Origin of the sequence: Mycobacterium sp. NPDC006124 (assembly GCF_040614235.1) — a bacterium.
In the GTDB taxonomy this organism is placed as follows: domain Bacteria; phylum Actinomycetota; class Actinomycetes; order Mycobacteriales; family Mycobacteriaceae; genus Mycobacterium.
In genome coordinates this window covers 22,862-23,198 of record NZ_JBEXUA010000011.1, presented here as the reverse complement: position 1 = coordinate 23,198, position 337 = coordinate 22,862, and the positions used below count along the sequence as shown (strand labels likewise).

Genomic DNA, 337 nt, shown 5'->3' with positions numbered 1-337 from the left:
CCTGCCCAGTGCGGAGACCACCGCCGAGGACCTCGACGCCGCCCCGGCCGAGCGCGAGGACTTCGCCGAGGAAGCGGCATCGCCGGGTGCCGACAGCGGCTTGGACATCGACGTCGAACAGACGACCCCTGTCGAGACGGCCGGCCATGACGATCAGCTCGCCGCCCCGGCCCCGGTGTTTCCCGCCGAGGACCTCGACGCCGCCCCGGCCGAGCGCGACGACCTCGCCGAGGAAGCGCCATCGCCGGGTGCCGACAGCGGCTTGGACATCGACGTCGAACAGACGACCCCTGTCGAGACGGCCGGCCATGACGATCAGCTCGCCGCCCCGGCCCCG

Annotated in this window: 1 pseudogene; it reads left to right on the top strand. The window is 73.6% G+C overall.

Annotated features, from left to right (window positions below):
- Positions 1–337: pseudogene (locus ABZ195_RS20735) on the top strand (hypothetical protein); the annotation flags it as partial.